Raw genomic sequence first — 2536 nt, forward strand, 5'->3', positions numbered from 1 at the left:
GTAAGCGCGCTCCCATCGCCCTCGTAGGAATTGTCTGATTATTATCGGAAATGAGCCTGAAGCATACGGAGGGCTCAGATGGATACGACTTTACAAAGTTACGAAACTTCTCACGGTGACGATGAAGGATATGCCGGGCGTATCGATGTTGTGACGGGGCCGAGTGGTCGGCGTCGTTGGCCTGAGCATGTGAAAGCGTCGATTGTTCTGGAGAGTTTTCGGGACGGCATTTCGGTTGCGGATGTGGCTCGAAAGCACGGGGTATCGGCGCCACAGTTGCATGCCTGGAGGCGGGCGGCGCGGGAGGGGTTGCTCCCGATGCCTCAGGACGACGCGCTTGGGCTTGTGCCGGTTCTTGTTTGCAGTGATGGTGGTGACGACGGCGAGGCGAGCGACGCGTCATCGATTGAGATCGACATCGCTGGTGTGCGCATTCGTGTAGCGCCTGGGTTTGATCCTGATCACCTTGTGCGCGTGATTGCAGCGGTTCGAAGCGCATCATGATCCTACCGGGTGGCAAATATCGGGTGTTTTTGGCAACGCGGCCTGTGGATTTTCGGAAAGGTCACGCGGGCCTGTCACTGGTGGTGCAGACGGTTCTGGGCTTGGACCCGTATTGCGGGGCTGTCTTTGTGTTCCGCTCAAAACGTGGCGACCGCGTCAAGATCCTGGTCTGGGATCAGACCGGGCTCGTGATGGTGTACAAGCATCTTGAGGGCGGGTCTTTTCATTGGCCGACGCCAGCCGACGGGACGATCAAATTGTCGCCAGCGCAGTTCTCGGCTCTCTTTGAGGGGCTCGACTGGAAGGCAGTTCGGGCAGAGCGGCGGCGTCGGCCGATGCGCGCGGGATAACCTGCGGCAGGGTGACTCAGTGCTTGGTTTTGAAGGGGCATTTCGGGCGTGGATCGGGTATGATTTGCTATGTCCGAGACCCCGGAAATCACGCCTGAATATGTCGCCGAGCTCGAGCGGCAGATGACCGAAATGGAGGCCAGAAACACCCATCTCGAGGCTCATTTAAAGGTGTCGGAGATGCTACGAGCCGATCTTGAACGCATGCTCAAGAACGAGCGCCATGCCCGGTTCGGGGCGAAATCTGAGAAGCTCAACCCGGATCAAACACATTTGCCTTTCGAAGACATCGACGTGGTTCAGGGCATGCTCGAGGCCGCGAGCGAAGAGGCCGAAAAAGCGACCCGCAAAGGTCCCCGCAAGCCCAAACCGCGCCAGTCCACAAAGGGAAATCTGCCGGACCACTTGCCCCGCATTGAGACGGTGATCGAGCCCGACAGCACGCTTTGCCCGTGCGGTTGCGGTGAGATGGCACGCGTCGGTGAGGATCGCACTGATCGCCTTGACATCATCCCGGCCCAATTCCGCGTTCTCGTCACCGTGCGCCCCAAATACCTTTGCCGGAAATGCGATGGGAAATCCCATGCTCAAGCTCCCGCACCTGAATATCTGGTGCCGCGCGGCCTGCCGACGGAGGCGCTCGTCGCCCACACCATGGTGGCAAAGTTCGGAGACTACCTCCCGTTCTACCGTCAGGCCGACATCTACCGCCGCCAGGGCGTCGAGTTGGATCGCAGCTTGCTGGGAAATTGGTCCGGGCGCGCGGCCCTGATGCTCATGCCGATCATCGACGCGATGATCGGCGAACTGCAAAGGAGCGACCGCTTGTTCTGCGACGAAACCACCATCCCTGTACTCGCACCAGGCACGAAAAAGACCCGCAAGGATTATCTTTGGGCTGTGATGCGCGACCAACGAGGGTGGGGTGGCACCGACCCGCCGATCGTCGTCTTTCACCACTCCCGAAGTCGAAGTGCCAGGACTGCCCAGGAGATATTCAAAGGGTACACAACCGGGGTGCTCACCGTGGACGGTTATGCGGCCTATGATGTTCTGGCCGATCCAAAGCAAACGAATGATCCCTGGCAGCTCTCATTCTGCTGGACCCACTGGCGGCGAAAATTCGTTGAGTTCAGCCGCACCACGCCCTCGCCAATCTGCGAAGAAATGCTCGGCCACATCGCAGCCCTCTACAAGATCGAGACCGAGATCCGTAGCAAAGACCCCGCCACCCGCGCCGCGGTACGCCAGAAGCTATCGCAGCCCATCCTCGCCGCCCTGCGCCCCTGGCTGGAGGCCCGTCTGGCTGAGCTGTCGACATCCTCCGACCTGACGAAGGCGATCAAATACGGCCTCAAACGCTGGGACGGCCTGACCCGGTTCATCACAGACGGCCGGATCGAGATGGATACCAACCTGATCGAGAACGCGATCAGACCCATTCCCCTCACAAGAAAAAACGCACTATTTGCAGGCAACGATGCCGGAGCCAGAACCTGGTCCCGCACAGCCTCCCTGATCGGAACCTGCAAACTCAACGGAGTCGATCCCGCGAAATACATCGAAGGAACGCTGCGCCGTATCCTCGATCAGCATATGGCAAGTGATATCCAAGAACTCATGCCTTGGAACTTCCAAAAATAGTCAAGCCGTAACCCCAAGGGTGATGGAAAGGCGCTTAC

The 2536-nt window shown here is 59.1% G+C and carries 3 protein-coding genes; all 3 read left to right on the forward strand.

Annotated elements, in window-relative coordinates; all coding sequences use genetic code 11:
• Positions 1–78 precede the first annotated feature (78 nt).
• The 3 genes from tnpA (at position 79) to tnpC (ending at position 2498) form a co-directional block, all read left to right on the forward strand.
• Positions 79–504, forward strand: a complete 426-nt coding sequence (tnpA, locus tag LC354_RS27375; RefSeq protein WP_223429091.1) for an IS66-like element accessory protein TnpA — start codon at positions 79–81, stop codon at positions 502–504.
• Positions 501–854: an IS66 family insertion sequence element accessory protein TnpB gene (gene tnpB / locus LC354_RS27380; protein WP_223429092.1), complete on the forward strand. Its 354-nt coding sequence runs from the start codon at positions 501–503 to the stop codon at positions 852–854. The genes tnpA and tnpB overlap by 4 nt, the downstream gene beginning before the upstream one ends.
• Before the next feature lie 69 nt (positions 855–923).
• On the forward strand, positions 924–2498 hold the full coding sequence (tnpC, locus tag LC354_RS27385; protein WP_223429093.1) for an IS66 family transposase: 1575 nt from the start codon (positions 924–926) through the stop codon (positions 2496–2498).
• The last annotated feature ends 38 nt before the right edge of the window (positions 2499–2536 follow it).

It is taken from the genome of Tateyamaria pelophila (assembly GCF_019966495.1).
Classification (GTDB): domain Bacteria; phylum Pseudomonadota; class Alphaproteobacteria; order Rhodobacterales; family Rhodobacteraceae; genus Tateyamaria; species Tateyamaria pelophila.

What these genes read in the sequence shown, in the direction of transcription:
- tnpA (WP_223429091.1), top strand. Translation starts at nt 79, where the DNA reads ATGGATACGACTTTACAAAGTTACGAAACTTCTCACGGTGACGATGAA.
- tnpB (WP_223429092.1), top strand. Translation starts at nt 501, where the DNA reads ATGATCCTACCGGGTGGCAAATATCGGGTGTTTTTGGCAACGCGGCCT.
- tnpC (WP_223429093.1), top strand. Translation starts at nt 924, where the DNA reads ATGTCCGAGACCCCGGAAATCACGCCTGAATATGTCGCCGAGCTCGAG.